The sequence below is a fragment of the Anaerohalosphaeraceae bacterium genome, assembly GCA_035378985.1.
Classification (GTDB): domain Bacteria; phylum Planctomycetota; class Phycisphaerae; order Sedimentisphaerales; family Anaerohalosphaeraceae; genus JAHDQI01.
Map to the genome: position 1 here is coordinate 1 of DAOSUR010000027.1, position 16,243 is coordinate 16,243.

Genomic DNA, 16,243 nt, shown 5'->3' on the forward strand with positions numbered 1-16,243 from the left:
GAAGAGGAACGGTTCACCCCCACGCGCGTGGGGACAATTCCGCGCTTCCTGCGTAGTAGATTCCGCCTATCGGTTCACCCCCACGCGCGTGGGGACAATTCCTAACGCAGCAGCATTTTGGCAAATAATAGCGGTTCACCCCCACGCGCGTGGGGACAATGTCCCCTGTATTGGATAGTTATGAACCTCATTCGGTTCACCCCCACGCGCGTGGGGACAATACTTAAAAAAACCTGTTTTTACGGCATCCGGACGAGAAAAAGCCCTTCGAAGTCTTCTATCGAACGTGCCGTTTCTCCCCAACTTCGAATCCGAAAACCCTGCTCATTGTCGCTCGAATACATCATTACACAACCCCCACCCTTAATTTGTCCGCAGGTTCTTTCCCAGAGTTTATCGCGTACGATGGCTGAAACCCTGCCCACAAAAACTCCTGCTTTTGGTTCGAGAAACCACCGTGTCAGTTCCCCCCGTAATCCAGGCGGCACCCGCTCAAGGATCAGAACCACCATCGTTTGCCTCCATTTCGTTCGTTTCCAGCGGATAGGCACATCCCCCCTTCACTTCTCCCATCTCGGGGTCCCACAAAGAGCCCGGGGCGGCGGCGTCCTGATCGAATCGTCCGTCCTCGGCCGTTCCTTTCTTGGGCACCATCAGCACTTTCTGAATATCTGGAATGATTCTCTCCAGAAGCCGTGCTGATACAAACAGATCGCGGCACGAGATGCGTACACGCCGTTCCAGCCCGTCTTTCTCTTCCGCCGCTGCTCGAAATGCCGCTGGAATGGTAATTTCCGTCTTGTAAAGATCGGCGACATCATAGACGAAGGACAGCATCTTTCCGGTATGGATGAAGCCGAGTGCGGGCGAGAATCCCGCCGAGATAATCGCCGCATGGCAGAGGCCGTAAAGACACGCATTGGCTGCCGACAAAGCTCTGTTTACCGGGTCCGCATCGGTCCACTTGTCGCGCCGGTACGTGCGGCCTGACCAAGGCACCCCGGTTTCCCGGGCGGCTTTGGCATAAGCATCCCGGACACGAACGCCTTCCATCCCGCGGATCTGGCGCAGGGTCAGTCCAGGATCGAGGGTTTCGGTAAACCGCAATTGGTACAAACGGCGCACGACTTTCCAGTGAAGGTCCGCGTCCGCCCAAGCCCGCACCTGATGCAGGAAGTTCGCGGCGCTCCTTGTCTCGCCCATGCCCGACGCGTACAATCGAACTCCCTGTTCGCCGCACCAAACCACCAGACAACCATGGTCCGCCAGCACCGAAATGGCGGCATGTGTGATCGAGACGCCCGGTCCTAACATAAGCAGCGCCAGATTGGCGCAGGGGACCGGCACCTTGCCGGAGTCATCGTGGATGGCAATCGCCCGTTCGTCCTGGTCGACGCGGCAATGCTCGACGTAGAGGTAGCTCCAGCCGTCACCGAACTTTGGCAGAACGTGCAGGTCCCGAACTCTCATGTCGCCTCCCCCGCGTCCGCGGTCTGGACCGGTGCTACCGAAAGCAGGCCGAACCCGAAGGCCTTGCCGGAACCAATGCCGCGGATCAGTGTTTGTCGAAAGGCATCCGGATCCGTGACCTGAAGGAGACCGTCGAAAAGGACCGAGCGCAGACGCTGCCCCTTGTCGTGTTTGTTCATATAGATATAGCCGAGCTGAAGGGTTACGGTCTCTTGCTTGATCAAAAACCCTGCTGATTCGGCCCGGCGGGCAAGCCAGTCAATCAGTTTCTCAGTCGGAACAGGAACACGCTTTCCGACAGACTCTTTTTTTGCATCGGGCGAATGCTTGCTCAGACGTCGGGTCGGATTTGCCGCGAGGCGAAATCGAAGCCACTGGTTTGGCCGGAAGTGCGGCTCAAATCGTTTCACCTCCGGGGGCCCTGCCAGAAGATACATTGCATTGTGAAAGGCATAGTCCCAGTCGGGTTTGAGGGCGGACTGCACGATGATCGCTGCCCGGCCGCTGGGGAGAGGGTCAATACGGAAAAGAAAGCCTGAGTCCACCGTGCGTGCCACGTGGATTTGACCGTTGCCAAACTCATCCGGTTTGAATGGTTTGAGGAAGTGCACATCGTCGATTTTGCGGGACGCGGACGGAAAGGCCATACAAAGACGCTGGTGGACATGATAGCGGTTCCTCAGCCACAACCGCCCAGGCCGCGGTCGGTCGGGGTTGTCGCCTACGTTGATCAATAAACAGGACAGGTACATGGTTATTCCACCTCCTCGGCGGCAAGAAGCCGGCGCCTAATCTCCAGCGAGCGGTACTTGAGAATCTCGGTCCGTTTTTGAATGATTTTATCCCGCCAGCGGGGTTCCTCGGGATTGATGCGGTCCAGCCCCATTCCGAGGCCGTATTCGAGCATGGTAACGGCATCATGGCACAGGCCGCAAAGCGAACGCAGGTCTTCCAGGGTTTCGTTGCCTCCGGCTCTTCGGTACGTGACATGCTGAACGGTCATGCGCGGGCCGGGGGACTTGCAGAAGACGCACAACCCGGCGTCGGCTTGAATTCGTTCTTTGCGGCGCTTCTGGTATTCTGCATTTTGGTAGTTCGCACGCGGGCGCGGTGGATCGGGGAGAGGCTCCTGCATCCCCTCCCCGAGCAGCGGCGAAACGGTCCCGCGCAGGACCAATCGCGGCTCGTGGACCGGTGGTTCGAAGCATACCGGCACGTCATACCACACTTCCGCATTCTCGGGAGCGACATCATTTTCTGTGGCGGGCCGCCATTCCACAATTGTTTCCGTCCTCCCGTTGTTAGGTATCGAGTCGTCCTTGTACCGGGGGCGCCACGGGACGGCGCACAGCGCAGCGTTCAGGTCGCCATGGCTGGCGGGATTGGCCCACAAATCTCCCTTGCGGGGCGTTTCAAGAATTGGGACAGAAGGGGTGCAGGACTTGCGGCCAAGGTAAATCGGCCACTTCGGCGACGCCAGCGCATTGGAGATCTTCTGGATCAAGTCCGCATCACCTTGGAGCGCGACGAGAAAGCTCGCGTCGGCCAGGTACTCCCGACGCGTGATGAGCGTGCCCTGTGCTCCGGTCTTTTCACCGCCCCCGGCGGTGGTCATGCCGATTCCTGCTCCGACCGTGTGGTAATCCCACCACCGCGTGCCGCGCCGGTCGATGCGGACCCCCATTGCAAGCCTGTTCAGCTCCGGCAGGCGTTTGCGGGCCTCCTGACGCGTCAGACCTATAGCGCAGCAGATGAGACCCAGCACGCCGGACTTGGTCGGCGCCTCCATGGTTCGCCGGATGACAAATTTAGACGTGTCGCCCCAGGCCTGGAGGGGGCCTTCCAGGCGGAGGAAGAGAGTGTTCGCTTCGGTCATTTTTCTGCCTCCGCAAGGGTTTCGGTTGCCCCCACTTTTTCGATGATCTTTTGGACGAATGTATCGAACTCACCGAACTCGTTGCCATCGACCACGGACTTTTCTTGAACGTGTTCCTTGCTGCTCTTGTCGACCCAGGTCAGCCGATAGCGCAGATTCGGCGAGAACCAGAAACGTTCGGCCTCGATTCCATAGCCCGCAGCCAGATCGTGGGCGTACTGGCCAAGTCTGGCGATGCTTTCGCCGATCAAGCCGCGTTCAGGCTTTTCCGGCACCGGATCAGCGAAGGCATTGGCATAGCTGACGGGTGTTGGCGACTTGGTTTTCACTTCGACCAAAATTCCATCCGGCAGATTGAATGCCGCAAATGCGTGCTGTTTGCCGGAGGGGTTGGTCTTGGCGGCCGCTTTGAGGAAGCAGTTCACTGTCTTGCAGGCAAGGTCGGCATCGCCTGCCAGGTTCTCCTTCAACTGCTCAAAGTCGATGACGAAGTGTTTGTAGAAGCAGGCCGAGTTAAACATGGCTTCGTTGACGTGGGCCGCTCCGGCGTCCGGGCCGGGCACGTCATCGGCAGCAGTAAAGTAGTCCACCTCGTTCACGATCGCGTGAGTCGAAATCGCATGAGCGGCGGAGAGTGCCGCTTCGACGGTAAACCGACCTTTAAGTTTGTCAAACGGTCCCTTTGCATCGAACTCTGTCATACGGCCACAAAGTGCAATGTCGGGGGTCTTGACAAACCTGCTCATGATCTCGGCGAATTTGTTCCCGAGATCTTGGCCTCCTTGGCGAACGGCATCGCCCATTTCCTGGATGGCGGATCGAGGCAGAAAGAAGAGTATGTCGAAAGTGTTCTCATCCTTCTTTATACTGACCCCACCTTTTTCAAAGACTTGTCGAATGGTCTTGCAATGTTGCTCATACCGTTGCTCGTTTGTCCCCGCCGCCTCCCTTGCGATCAGATCGATCAGCCGCCGTGTACGGACGCCACCGTCTTCTTCCAGAGCGGCCGCGAACTCAGGGCTGCGTCGGATGCTGCGTTTGAGGCACTGGCTGGAGATGCGCGCCCGGCTAACACCGCCGAAGATGCAGGTCTTGGGTGCGCCAAGGTCGTCCCGGTTCAGGTTCGCCGGGCTGTGATTCTGGATTATGTGGATTTCGATCAGCATATCTATGCTCTCCTTTCTTTTGAATCAGTCGTGTTGAGATACGTTTCGGCCCAGATGTCGCGCACATCACGCCTGCGGCGATGCGCCTTGCCACGATCCCAAATGGAGAGATCGTCGAGGAGTTGTACCCAGTCGATGCCCTTCACATTCCGCGCATGCGGCACATGCCCGGCAACAGCCCGGGCGGCCTCTCCCATCGCCCAGCGCAAATGCGGCTCCAAAGACGACAGGGAGGAGCAAAGCAAAGCATCGAAGCGGTCACGGAATCGCCGGCGATCATCTTCGTCATGCGGTTCACAGCAGCCCAGGACTTCAGGCAAAGAAGGCCCCGCGCCTGAATCGGGCCGGATGTGCGGGACCCGGAACGAGCCGAAAAGTTTGGCCACGAGCCATGACGGCTCCCGCCGCGGCGTCGCCGGGTTTTTGGCACGCAGCGGCCACCAAAGGCCGCTGAAGAGGTCGAAGCCCTGGACAGTTTCGTCGAGAGGACGCCCGGCTAGGCTGCGCAGTTGAGAGTGTTCGCCTTCCTTCAAATCTGAAAGTTTCTTGATGTATTCAGCGGTCGGGTTCATTTTGTGTCTCCCTTCTTGCGGATTCGTTTTTTCTTGGCTGGAGCCGTTCCAGGCGAATCTGCGGTGGAAAGATGATCCATCTTTTCAACCAGCTCGTCGATCTTCTTGTTTAGCAAGGCTAAGGCGCGTTCTTTTGCTGCGCGGCGGTGCAATGGAGAGCCCGTGACTGTGGAGGCGACAATTTGTTCAACGAGCGGCTCGTAGATTTCCCGTAGAAACTTCTTATCCGCTTCGGAGTCGTTTTGCTCCGTTGGTAGGGTCTGTTCAAGTGCGGTCTGAATTTGGGCCTCAGTGTCGGGCGTCAACAGCACAACTGCGGCGTTGATTTCCTGATGATCATTCTTACTCGTCTTCTGGTTGAGCGTGGCGGATTTGACAAGAAAACGCAAGGTATCGGCACAGTGCTTGGTTAATTCAACCCGTTTCGCCACGGCCCCTTCGACCGGTTTAACCCGGATCATCTCGCAATGCTTCAGTAACGCCTGGACGGAGCCAAGGACGACCACGTCGTGTGGGACACTATTTATCGGATATGTGTCAGTTGGCTTGAACACTCCCTTCATCAGGTTACGCCAGAGCATTGCCGAATGTTCGACAGAATCATTATCATTAGGACTGGGGTAGGACACGGGTCCCTTGACGAGATGCGGATCGGCATCCCCAGGCTGCTTGGGGTCGATTTGCCTCCAACCAGGCTGAAAGCGAATCTCACGAATCAAACCACCTGTATTCGCGCCACAGTAGCTGCACGACATGCCGTCATTCTCAGTCGGCATGGTGAGAAGTACGCTACGTGACCGCCAAGTGAGAGCGATGAGGGGACCAATTTTATCGGGGCGATTGTTCGACAGCCAACTGAGTGTGTCATTCGGCGACGTTGTGAGACGCTTGAGTGATTCCCCAAGACACTGGAGTAAGGTGTTGCAAACAGGGAAAGCGTAGGCAGGCGTGTTTCCGTTGAGACTTGCGGGCATGCTCTTGCTACGACCCTTCGTACCAGCCGTGGCATAGCACGACCAGCGGATCAGGCCAATCGCACAACACGCCGGGCACAATCCGTCCACTTTGTCCCTGGTGTGACGGAAGTGATTCAGGGCCGAACCCGACGGCAGATCATGAATGAGTTCTGTGGCGGCGTTTGCTTTTTCTCCCTTGACAGTTAGGTCCTGCATGAACGGTTGTTTTTTGTCGAACAAGTCAAACGCAGTTTTGTGTTCCTTCAGCTTCGTCAGCCAGTCTTCCGATATGCCGGCGATTTTCAGAAGGGCGTCCTTCGCGTCCTCCTTGCACCACATGAGCACGGCCATCAAAAAACGCAACAATGCCACCCTGTCCATGGGATTGCTGGCGGCAATCTGCCGGATCTTGTGTGCATCCGTCAACGCTTGCCAGATTCCGACACGCTCCGTCTTCCCATTGACGTAAAGAACCGGTATCCATTTCTCTTCAAGCAGGTTGTATGTTCCCTGTGTCAACGGATGGTCCATATGGTTTTCCTCCTTGGCATGTTGCTGTAATTTTCATGCACCTGTAGGCTGCGTTTGGCATGAAGTGACCACACCGCTTGATGCCGAGATAGGGCAAACTCATCTACAGAGAGCTGCCGCTCTTCCATTACTCGATTCCAATTACGTTTGGCCCCTTGCAGCAACCTCTTTTTTTTGGGTGATCGGTGTATCATGTTCCGTCCTTCGGCGTTTACGTCCCGATAAAATAGGACAATGAGAACAATGATATATCAGTCTGAGGTCCATTGTCAAGTGGTTTGCCCGGTTCTTTTCGGTATTTGACCGAGTGTAGCCGAGACAAGGATTCCTGAGTCTAAGGGAGCCACCGAGCGGGGTAAGTCTGCCCGAGAGATATTCACCCACATAGAGCCATGCCGGAAGCCCTGTTCCGTGGACCTACGCCGAAGTCAGCATGCTCCTGTAGATTCTGGCGGTCAACACAAATCTGCCTTATCCCACTCTCATAATCGCCTCCATGGCCTTCTGCTGGTCCTGCTCGGCGTAGACTTCTGTAATAGCCGAGGACCGGTGCCCAAGAATAATCCGGGCCGTTTCCAGGCCGAACTCCTTCCGCAGAAACGTGGCGGCGTTGTGGCGCAGTTGGTGCGGGTGCCAGTGCTGCTCGGGCTTCCAGTTTGCAAATTCCTCATCCGACATCCCTTCCGGCCGAAACGCCTTCTTGATGGCCTTGGCGATGGAATGACCGTAGCCTGTGGTCGTATAGTGCTTGCCCGCTTGCCTTTTGGGCGACTTTTTGATGTTGGTGCCCACTGTGTTCCCTTGATGAAGGGGCGTCTTGCGGCCGGCAAACTTCTGCTGCCGCCATCCGGCCATGGCCTCTGCCGGGGAGAAGCAATATGCCTCTTTCGGCCGCAGCAGAAACGGCCTCAAGACTGCCTGGGCACGAGGCCCAAAGTAAATGGTCCTGCAAAAACCGCGATGGGCGGTCTTGTGATGAGCAGGGCGGTACAGCCAGATCTGGCCTGACATGTCAATATCGCATGGTCGCAGAATCACCAGTTCTCCGCTGCGGGCACCGGTCAAGAGCTGAAGCTGAATCAGCGCCCAGACCTGCCGGCTTACATACGGCTGGACCGCGTCGATATGTTCCTGAGGCACCGGACCAATCGGTGCAGTCTCCCTGGCCTCGCAGCGGCCCTTGGGCAGTCCCTTGACCGTTTGCAGGGCGTGATAAACGCCGGCCGGAATCAATTCCTTCTCGGCCGCCCAGCGGAACATCAGTTTGATCCGGCTGACCATCTTGTTGATGTTATTCCGGCAGAGTCCTTTTTGCACCATCTCGTGCCGGACCGCCAGCAGGGCACGGGGCCCAAACTCGACCGCCGGCGCAGCACCATACAGGAACTGAAGCGGCCGCAGGGCCTGCCGGAAGTTGTTGATTTCATAAGTGTGCGTCCCATCGGGCCGAACATAATAGCCCTCGGCATGCTTCCAGAACCGGGCGATAATCTCATTGATGGTGATGTCATTAGGCGATTGGTCGATCTGCTTTCCGGCCGCCAGCCATTCGGCAATGGCCTGGTGATAGCGCTGGTTTGCCTCGGCGGTTCCATAGGGGCCGAAGTATACGGCTCTTCCGCTCAGAACAGCATAGGCCTGGCCGGTGGCTTTGTGATGACGCAACTTGGGGATTGGGGTGGTTTTCTGGGCATTCACGGTATTCCCTTTCCAAAAAAGAGTAGTTCTACTGCTTTCCTGCAAAGAGTTACGACCGCAATGCCCGATGGCATGTAACCGTAAGTGTGGGTTTCAGCGTAACTTACGCCAACTCCCCGAGCAGGGGTCGAACCTGCGACCTAGCGGTTAACAGCCGCTCGCTCTACCGATTGAGCTATCGGGGAATCAGTATACTTCATAATATTGCTGTTTTCGGCGATTTTGTCAAGAAAATCGCTTTCAAAAATTAATTTTTCCCATCAAAACTCTTGCTGGACAAACCTTTTTTTGACGACTATACTTTGAAAGGGTTTCAAAAAGTCCAAAAGGGTGAAGGTCTGTTCTTTTCCCCAAAAGTGGAGAGTTAAGCTTAGGAGAAAAAAGGATTTACAGTAATGCCGATTGAAAAAGTCGACATTGATGGTTTTACAATTATCAAAAAAATCGGCACCGGTGCACGCAGTCTGATTTATCTGGCTGTTGATGAAGAGTCCGGCCAGACGGTGGCGCTCAAACGGGCTGTGATGGAAACGCCCGAAGACCTGCGTATTTTTGAACAGATGGAGACGGAGTACAAGGTCAGCCGACAGATAGACCATCCCTATATCCGAAAATGTTATAAGATTCTCAGGAAACGGAAGCTCCTCAGGACGCAGGAGCTGCTGCTTTCGATGGAATATTTCGACGGGCAGAGTCTGGAGGAGCTGCCCGGCCTTAGTCTGGGCGACGTCCTTCTGGTTTTTCGAATGGTTGCCACCGCCCTTAATGCCATGCACCAGAAGGGGTATGTCCACTGTGACATCAAGCCCAACAACATCCTTTTCAGCAAAAAGGGGGCCATCAAAATCATTGACCTCGGTCAAAGCTGCAAAATCGGCGAGATTAAGAAGAGAATTCAGGGAACTCCCGATTATATTGCACCCGAACAGGTTCGGCGAGAGCATCTGAGTCATCGAACAGATATTTTCAATTTGGGTGCTACGATGTACTGGGCTTTGACGGGGAAAAACGTCCCAACCCTGATTCCCAAAAAGAATGAATACGGCTTTTCCGTTCCGGTAACCGCCGATTTCAAGTCGCCCAGCGAAATCTATAAAAAAATTCCTGCGGCCCTGTCTAATCTTGTGATGGACTGTGTGAAGGAACGGCCGGGAGACAGGCCCTCGAGCATGTCTGAAATTATTGCTCGTCTGGATGTGATGATTCGCGAAATCTTTGGAGCACGTCTGCAGAACCAGCAAAGCCATGTCGCAGCAAACAATCCAGCTGTATCTGAAGGGGGCTGAAGCCAATCAGTCCGACCCTTATCGGAAGGGCAATCTGATTGTCCTTCCTGAGAAAGGCCGAGTGATTGTCTCAGGCGATCTGCATGGTCATCGAAGGCATTTTGAAAAAATTGTTGACTATGCGGACCTTGAAAATCACCCTGAGACCCATGTGATTTTTCAGGAAATTCTTCACGGCGGACCGGAGGATGATTACGGCGGCTGCCTTTCCTATCGTTTGCTTCAGGATGCCATTCGCTACAAACTGCTTTATCCGGGCCAGGTGCATATTCTCCTGGGCAATCACGATACGGCCGTCGTCAATCAGGGAACCGTGATGAAAAACGGACGGGAGGTCAATGTGGCAATGCAGGAGGCAATGAAACGGGAGTACCAGGAACACTTCGGGCTTGTGCATCAGGCGATGGTTCATTACCTTCTGTCGCAGCCGCTGGCGGTCAAGACCCCCAATAAAATCTGGATTTCCCATTCTCTCCCTGCGGACCCTTATGTGGAGTCGTTCGATTTGGAGATTTTTAACCGTCCTTACACAGCCGAAGATACCCGCCGGCCCAATCCGGTATACCTCCTGACGTGGGGCAGGCATCACAGCCCCGAGGCCCTTTGCCGAATGGCTGAGCGTCTTGAGGTGGACCTTTTTGTGCTGGGGCACCAGCCGCAGGATGAAGGCTGGGCGGTCGTGGGGAACAATACCATTATTCTCGCATCCGAACACAGTCACGGCTGTCTGCTCAACTTTGAATTGGAACGGCTCTATAATATTGAACTGCTGAGCGAAAGGGTGGTTCCCCTCGCCTCTATTTTATAGTTTCTTTCGGCCGGGAGAATGTCGGCTGGATTCAGACCGTTTGGGATGTCCGGTTTGTTTTTTGGAATCGGCCGATTGATGAGGTTCGCCGGGCTCGGGTGTCACGGATTCTTCCGAGGGGCGGGGAGCGTTTGTTTTGCTGCCGATAATAACAATTTGATTTTTTCCCTGCCGCTTGGCTTCCAGCAGTGCCTCATCAGCCCGTTTCAGAAGTTCATCGGAGGTTTTCCCATCGTCAGGAAAAGAGGCCAGTCCGCCGCTGATTGTCAGCTGTCCCTGTCCTTCGGGTCCCAGCATCGTAAGCCGTGATGCCGAAATCTCTTTACGAAACCGCTCTGCCATAAAAAGCGGTTCACGGGGATGTCGGGCCGGATAATGCTGCCGTTCCTCGACCGGCGCGGCGCCGGCAGCTGCTCGTTGCTTTTCCGGCAGGTCCCAGAAAACAACCGCAAACTCATCTCCTCCGATACGGGCCACTACATCATGCGACCGACAGCAGCGGCGAATCATCTCGCCTGCTTCGATAAGCACCTTATCTCCGACCGGATGTCCGAATTGGTCATTATACTGTTTGAAGTTGTCAATGTCGAAGAGCAGCAGCGTTACCGGAAACTGATACTGCCGAGCCAAGGCCAGGACCTGAGCCAAAAACTGATTCAGATAGCGGCGGTTTTTCAGACCCGTTAAGTCATCCTCCGTTGCCAGTTTTTCCAGCTGGCGGATTCGTTCCTGGTAGTATTGTTCCCGCTCAGGGGGCAGCGGCTGAGCGGCAGGTTTGGCCGGAGAAACCGAGACAAGTTCTTCCGTCCGGACTGGACAAATCAGGTAATCGTCTGCAACTGCCTCCAGCCGGCTTCTGTGCCCGGTCAGTTCGCGTGCCAGCGGTTCCTCAAGCATTTCTGCCAGAAGGAGAATCCGCGATTGCGGGCTGCTTTTCCGCAGGGCCTCTATTGCTTCCCGCGGATGTCCCTGAATGCAAGACAGCACCACGGCAATGGTTTCGAAGGAAACGGATTGCGCCTGTTCAATGCCCCCCAAAATTGATTCACAGACTGATGCTCCGTCCAGACTGCCCGGATTCATCAGGGCTTTTTGAGGTGAGCCAATCAGCAGGATTTTTTCACGAGAGTTTTCCATCATTTATTCTGGACGAAACAAGGCCTCCAGCTCCTCCGGACTGATACGGATATCGTCCGTCTCCGAAAGGTTTTGAATCTTTTCAGGAGTATTGTTTCGGCCGCTTTCCGCCGCCCAGCGGACCGCTTCTTTCAATGGAACACTTTTTGGACAGGGCAGAACGACTCCTTCCCAAATTGCCTGCTGAAGTTCGGCCGGAAGCACGGAGCTGTCAGGCTGCAGGGCAATGCATCGAATAAAAGGGCGGCGTTTCAGAAAGCTCAGAAAAGAGACGTGTTCTTTTGTGAGTTCTCTTGACGGAGCAACAAAAATGACGAATTCTTCTTCGGAGAGAGCGGAAAGAATCCGCACGGCTTCATAAAGATTCGCACAGACCTCTCGGCGTTCCTCCCATTCAGCCGGGAAAGACAGCGGCCCGAAAACCCGCTCGGCCCCATCGAGAATCAGGATTTTGCTGACAGCCGGTATATCCATCTCTTTACCCTCAGATTCCAGACCCTATTTTACCAAATTTTTGTTAAAGAAGTCAAGGTTTCCCTAAATTACCATCTTTTGCTTTCTTCCATACTTTCCTGTTGCCTTCGGGAAGCGAATGGATAGATTTATGGGAACAAAGCTTAATGGAGTTTCGGCCTTGAAAGAAAGGAGACAGCTTTTGGAGGCTTTTTTCGAACATCCGGATAAAATAAATCGTCGAACCTTTTTACACCGGTCTATCTTGACGGTTTCCGCTGCCGGGCTTTTCGCCTCCACAAAAGGATTCACGTCGGAGCTGTCTGATGCTTTTCCGGTCAAAATTGCTGTAGACGCCTCCCAAAAAATCGGCGAATTCCGCCCAATCTGGCGGTTTTTCGGGGCTGATGAGCCCAATTATGCTTATATGAAAGACGGCAGGAAACTGCTGGCCGAGTTGGGAAAGCTGGCTCCGCAGCGGGTCTATTTCCGCACACACAACCTTCTCTGTTCCGGTGATGGAACCCCGGCCCTGAAATGGGGTTCCACCGGCGTTTACCGCGAGGATGAGCAGGGCTGTCCTGTCTATAACTGGACCCTTTTAGACCGCATTTTCGACACCTATCTGGAATGCGGCATCAGACCCTATGTTGAGATAGGTTTTATGCCCAAAGACCTGTCCGTCAAACCCGAACCCTATCAGCATTCCTGGACCCCCTCGGCCAAATACGAAGAGATTTATACCGGCTGGGCCTATCCCCCAAAAGATTACAAAAAGTGGGCCGAACTGGTTTATCAATGGGCCAAACACTGTGTCCAGCGTTACGGGCGAAGCGAAGTCGAAACCTGGTACTGGCAGGTTTGGAATGAGCCCAACATCGGTTATTGGCAGGGCATATTCGAAGAGTTCTGCAAACTTCACGATTTTGCGATTGACGCAGTCAGAAGAGCCCTGCCGACCGCCCGAGTCGGCGGCCCCGATGTCGCCGGAAGCGGCGGACAATTCCAAAAAGATTTTCTCCGGCATTGTCTGGAGGGCACAAACCGGGCAACCGGTCAAACGGGTACTCCGCTGGATTTTGTTTCGTTCCACGCCAAGGGAGCCCCTCGCTTTGCGGACGGCCATGTTCAAATGGGCATCGCTGAGCATCTTCGAACCATCGAAGACGGGTTTCGCATCATCGCCTCCTTCCCGCATCTGAAGGGCCGGCCGGTCATCATAGGCGAATCAGACCCGGAAGGCTGTGCCGCCTGTCAGGGAGAGCATCTGGGCTATCGCAACGGTACGATGTATTCCAGCTATACGGCTGCTGTCTTTGCCCGAAAATACGAACTGGCCGAGCGGTACGGCATCAATCTGGAAGGAGCCCTCACCTGGGCTTTTCAGTTTGAAGACCAGCCGTTTTTTGCGGGGTTTCGCTCCCTGGCCACGCGCGGCATTGACAAGCCCGTCCTGAATGTTTTCCGGATGTTCAGCCGAATGGGCGGTCAGCGAGTTGCTGTGCAGAGCGATGGGGCGGTTTCCTTAGAGACAATGCTTCAGGAGGGGGTCCGTCGGCAGCCCGATGTTTCCGCCTTGGCTTCCTTCGACGAAGACAAACTGGCTGTATTGGTCTGGCACTATCACGATGATGACTTGGCCGGACCGCAAGCACAAGTCGAACTGAAAATTGCTCATCTGCCGTCGGCTTTCCGGCAGGTTTCTGTACAGCACTTTCGGATCGATCAGAACCACAGCAATGCCTATACCCTTTGGAAAGAAATGGGGCGTCCTCAAAACCCCGCCCCCGAACAGTATGCGCTGCTTGAGCAGACAGGCCGTCTGGCGGAAATGCCCGCGCCGCAAACGCACGCCGAATCGGACACAATCACCCTTAACTTTTCTCTCCCGCGTCAGGCCGTTTCGCTGCTGCTTTTCAGCAAAACTTGAAATAAAGTTCAGCTAATTAACTCTGACCGGTATCGTTGCCCGCTGTGCCCACTCGTTCCCCGTTTTTTAACAGATGGAAATTTGCATATACCAGGGGCCCGGCTGTGAAGAAAGGTTCAGATAATTCCGGCGTCTTACAGAACTGAACTGGGCTGTTAAAGGAGGTTCTTTTTATACCAGTCGATTGCCCTGCGAAGCCCTTCTTCGAAAGACACAACGGGTTTGTAGCCGATCAGTTTCTGTGCTTTTTGAATGTCTGCCAGTGAATGCTTTATATCGCCTGCACGCGGAGGTGCATAAATCGGATGGATATCTTTTCCGAGGATGCGGTTAATCAGTCGGATGACCTCGTTCAGGGTGATGCGCTGACCGCAGGCGATATTGATGACTTCGCCGGCGGTTTTCGGTGCTCTGGCGGCCAGCAGGTTTGCCTCCACCACGTTCTCCACATAGGTAAAATCGCGGCTTTGTTCCCCGTCTCCATAAATTGTGGGGGGGCGGTCATTCAGAATACTCGTCACAAAGGCCGGTATTGCCGCCGCATATTGACTTTTCGGATTCTGATAAGGCCCAAATACATTGAAGTACCGCAGCGAAATAGTCTCCAGTCCGAAGATTTTCGAAAACACATTGCAATAGTATTCGCCGAAGAGTTTGGCTGCTGCATAGGGAGACAGCGGATTGGGGAGCATCGATTCTGTCTTCGGCAGAGTTGGACTGTCTCCGTAGGCCGAGGAACTGGCCGCATAGACAAACCGTCTGACTTTGGCATCCCGGGCGGCCATCAGCAGGGTAAAGGTAGCATCTACGCAGTGCCGATGAGTCGCCGCCGGGTCCTCCACACTGCGCGGAACCGAAGGCAGGGCACCCTGATGAAGGACGACGTCAATCCCTTCCATACAGCGGCGGGCCGTTGCCTCATCGCCCATGTCTCCTTCAATAAATTCGATGGAATCGATGATATCGTCGAGGTTGCTCTTTTTGCCGGTGCTCAGATTGTCCAGCACCCGTACAAAAGCCCCTTCCTTCACCAGACGCCGACAGATATTGGAGCCGATAAAGCCGGCTCCGCCTGTGACCAGATAACGTTCCATAAAGCAGAGACCCTTTCTTTAGATGCCGGACCGAATTGGAACCTGCTGATATTCAAGGTAAGAACGGTACACTTCCTGGAAATAGCCGCCCTTGCGGCTTCTGACACCCATCAGCACCGTCCCGACGACGTTTGCCCGGATGGACTGAAGTTCCCGCAGAATTCTCATTGCCGCCCCGCGATGTGTTGTGGAGGCATTGATGACTACCAGAGTGCCGTCCGCCGCCGCTGCCAGCGCCTTGGCGTCGCTGACCAGCATAGCGGGTCCGTCGATGAGAACATAGTCATAGCGGGTTTTGCTCTGTTCGAGCAGTTCTTTCATCCGAGGGCTGTCAAGCAGCTCGGCCGGATTGGAGGGCAGAGGACCGCTGTCGATGATGTCCAGCCCGGCAATACCGCTGGGTCGGATGATTTGCGAAACATCCGTACATTGTCCCATCAGGTAGTTGCTCAGACCGTAGTCCGGATGCTCAACCACCGAACCGTTTTCACTGGTGCGAGGGAACAGATGAGCAATAGCCGAACGGCGGAAGTTCGCATCAATCAGCAGGATGCGTCGGTTTTCCGCCAGGAACGTGCTGGCCAGGTTGCTGGCGACAGAAGTTTTGCCGTCGCCGGCCTGCGGACTGGTAATCAGCAGGGTCTTGTGAACGGCCGGTCCGGCGGACAGTTTCAGGTTGGTCCGAAGCTGCCGATAGCACTCGCTCATAATCGAGTACGGGGCCTGGCGAACCACATGCACCAGTTCAATGCCCTCTACATCGTCATCATCATCGGCATGGCAGATGCTGCCCAGCAGCGGAACCTTCAGATGCCGCATTACATCGCTAGGCGTCCGCACAAGGTCGTTGAGCAGTTCTACAGCAAACGCCAGCCCCAAACCGGCCAGCAGTCCCAGAATGAATCCGGCCGGCAGATAAATCTCCCAGCGGGGCGAGCTGACTTCCAGCGGTTCCGGTGCAGCACCAAGACTTCTGAGCTTGCTGATATCCAGGTCATCGAACAGTGCCTTCAGACTTTCAAAGTGGGCGTTGGCCTTTTCCAGCAGGGCCTGCTTTTCCTCCCGCTCAATTTCCAGTTTGGCATACTGGGCGCGTTCTTGGTCAACTCGTCTGTATTCATCGCGTGCCCGCTGAACCTGCTGCGTGATTGCTTCCAATTGCTGGGTAATGGCGGAGACTTCGTCCTGAGCCAGCTGCCACTGGGATTTTCGCTGGATTTCCGCAATTTCAATCTTGCGGGCATCCAGGTCTTTTTTGAATTGGTC

General features: G+C 55.0%; 15 protein-coding genes, 1 tRNA gene and 1 CRISPR repeat array. Of the genes, 3 read left to right on the forward strand and 13 right to left on the reverse strand.

Annotation, left to right across the window (positions count from 1 at the left end; all coding sequences use genetic code 11):
• The first annotated feature begins 9 nt into the window (after positions 1-9).
• Positions 10-221: direct repeats of the CRISPR family, unit length 29 nt; unit sequence CGGTTCACCCCCACGCGCGTGGGGACAAT.
• An 18-nt stretch (positions 222-239) separates the two neighbouring features.
• The 9 genes from cas2e to PKY88_12690 form a co-directional block, all read right to left on the reverse strand.
• The gene (gene cas2e / locus PKY88_12650) at positions 240-512 is read right to left on the reverse strand and encodes a type I-E CRISPR-associated endoribonuclease Cas2e (protein HOQ06050.1); all 273 of its coding nucleotides are present in this window, start codon (positions 510-512) and stop codon (positions 240-242) included.
• Entirely contained in the window at positions 493-1,470 is a 978-nt protein-coding gene (gene cas1e, locus PKY88_12655; protein HOQ06051.1) for a type I-E CRISPR-associated endonuclease Cas1e, read from the reverse strand. Before cas1e ends, cas2e begins: the two co-directional genes overlap by 20 nt.
• A complete protein-coding gene (cas6e, locus tag PKY88_12660) occupies positions 1,467-2,222 on the reverse strand; it encodes a type I-E CRISPR-associated protein Cas6/Cse3/CasE (protein ID HOQ06052.1) in 756 nt (251 codons plus the stop codon). The genes cas1e and cas6e overlap by 4 nt, the downstream gene beginning before the upstream one ends.
• A 2-nt stretch (positions 2,223-2,224) precedes the next feature.
• Positions 2,225-3,346, reverse strand: coding sequence for a type I-E CRISPR-associated protein Cas5/CasD (gene cas5e, locus PKY88_12665; protein ID HOQ06053.1), 1,122 nt, complete (start codon positions 3,344-3,346; stop codon positions 2,225-2,227).
• Positions 3,343-4,512, reverse strand: coding sequence for a type I-E CRISPR-associated protein Cas7/Cse4/CasC (gene cas7e, locus PKY88_12670; GenBank protein ID HOQ06054.1), 1,170 nt, complete (start codon positions 4,510-4,512; stop codon positions 3,343-3,345). The genes cas5e and cas7e overlap by 4 nt, the downstream gene beginning before the upstream one ends.
• A gap of 2 nt (positions 4,513-4,514) precedes the next feature.
• Positions 4,515-5,084 (reverse strand): type I-E CRISPR-associated protein Cse2/CasB, encoded by a 570-nt coding sequence (locus tag PKY88_12675; protein ID HOQ06055.1) that lies wholly within the window; start codon positions 5,082-5,084, stop codon positions 4,515-4,517.
• Positions 5,081-6,571 (reverse strand): type I-E CRISPR-associated protein Cse1/CasA, encoded by a 1,491-nt coding sequence (gene casA, locus PKY88_12680; GenBank protein HOQ06056.1) that lies wholly within the window; start codon positions 6,569-6,571, stop codon positions 5,081-5,083. Before casA ends, PKY88_12675 begins: the two co-directional genes overlap by 4 nt.
• 471 nt (positions 6,572-7,042) lie before the next feature.
• Positions 7,043-8,269, reverse strand: coding sequence for a site-specific integrase (locus PKY88_12685; GenBank protein HOQ06057.1), 1,227 nt, complete (start codon positions 8,267-8,269; stop codon positions 7,043-7,045).
• A gap of 112 nt (positions 8,270-8,381) precedes the next feature.
• Positions 8,382-8,454 (reverse strand) — tRNA-Asn (locus tag PKY88_12690).
• A 210-nt stretch (positions 8,455-8,664) separates the two neighbouring features.
• Here PKY88_12690 and PKY88_12695 point away from each other — a divergent pair.
• The gene (locus PKY88_12695) at positions 8,665-9,555 is read left to right on the forward strand and encodes a serine/threonine-protein kinase (protein ID HOQ06058.1); all 891 of its coding nucleotides are present in this window, start codon (positions 8,665-8,667) and stop codon (positions 9,553-9,555) included.
• Positions 9,515-10,363 (forward strand): metallophosphoesterase, encoded by an 849-nt coding sequence (locus PKY88_12700; protein HOQ06059.1) that lies wholly within the window; start codon positions 9,515-9,517, stop codon positions 10,361-10,363. Before PKY88_12695 ends, PKY88_12700 begins: the two co-directional genes overlap by 41 nt.
• Here PKY88_12700 and PKY88_12705 read toward each other — a convergent pair.
• The gene (locus PKY88_12705) at positions 10,358-11,503 is read right to left on the reverse strand and encodes a GGDEF domain-containing protein (protein ID HOQ06060.1); all 1,146 of its coding nucleotides are present in this window, start codon (positions 11,501-11,503) and stop codon (positions 10,358-10,360) included. The two genes, PKY88_12700 and PKY88_12705, sit on opposite strands and share 6 nt — an antisense overlap.
• Positions 11,504-11,974 carry a hypothetical protein gene (locus PKY88_12710; protein ID HOQ06061.1) on the reverse strand — a complete coding sequence of 157 codons (471 nt, stop codon included), beginning with the start codon at positions 11,972-11,974 and terminating at the stop codon, positions 11,504-11,506.
• A 181-nt stretch (positions 11,975-12,155) separates the two neighbouring features.
• Between PKY88_12710 and PKY88_12715 the strand changes: the two genes are divergently transcribed.
• Positions 12,156-13,883 (forward strand): hypothetical protein, encoded by a 1,728-nt coding sequence (locus tag PKY88_12715; protein ID HOQ06062.1) that lies wholly within the window; start codon positions 12,156-12,158, stop codon positions 13,881-13,883.
• A 155-nt stretch (positions 13,884-14,038) separates the two neighbouring features.
• On the opposite strand, the gene PKY88_12720 is transcribed toward PKY88_12715, so the two are convergent.
• Both PKY88_12720 and PKY88_12725 read right to left on the reverse strand, forming a co-directional pair.
• Positions 14,039-14,977 (reverse strand): SDR family oxidoreductase, encoded by a 939-nt coding sequence (locus tag PKY88_12720; GenBank protein ID HOQ06063.1) that lies wholly within the window; start codon positions 14,975-14,977, stop codon positions 14,039-14,041.
• 18 nt (positions 14,978-14,995) lie between these two features.
• Positions 14,996-16,243, reverse strand: a 1,248-nt coding sequence (locus PKY88_12725; protein ID HOQ06064.1) for a polysaccharide biosynthesis tyrosine autokinase, incomplete at its 5' end; no start/stop codon positions are given.